Origin of the sequence: Blautia sp. HCP3S3_B11, assembly GCF_052064435.1 — a bacterium.
GTDB lineage: Bacteria > Bacillota > Clostridia > Lachnospirales > Lachnospiraceae > Blautia_A.
In genome coordinates, this window is sequence record NZ_JBQHVP010000067.1 from 1 (window position 1) to 457 (window position 457).

At 40.7% G+C, this 457-nt stretch carries 1 pseudogene; it reads left to right on the top strand.

The features are described from left to right. Positions 1 to 90: 90 nt before the first annotated feature. Positions 91 to 375, top strand: a pseudogene (locus ACTNC0_RS18280) (prolipoprotein diacylglyceryl transferase); the annotation flags it as partial. Positions 376 to 457 lie beyond the last annotated feature (82 nt).

A 457-nucleotide genomic window follows, 5' to 3' on the forward strand; every position in this document is an offset into this window, starting at 1 on the left:
GCATTTCTTGTTGTAGTAAAAAGTTGGTTACTACATTAAAAATGTCCATTGGGGGCAATCATAAGAAACGCCCGAAAATAATACGCTTACGAAGATTATAATGATCTGGCAATATATGGAGTTATCTTTTCAATTATCGGAGCAAGGGCATATTATGTGATTTTCTCCTGGGATATGTATAAAGACGATATTAAGAGCATCATTAACATCCGTGAGGGCGGTCTTGCCATATACGGCGGTGTGATCACGGCAATTGTTGTAGTATTTATATTTGCAAAAATAAAAGGATTATCACCGTTCCTGTTATTTGACACAGGCGGATTCGGTCTGATCACCGGACAGATGATCGGAAGATTGGGGAACTTTTTTAACCGAATCAAGTAAGTCCCCTGCTTCAATTGCGAAGAGCAATAAGCAGTGGGTGGGGACTTGCTTGTATCAGGAGGGGTACAAGCCC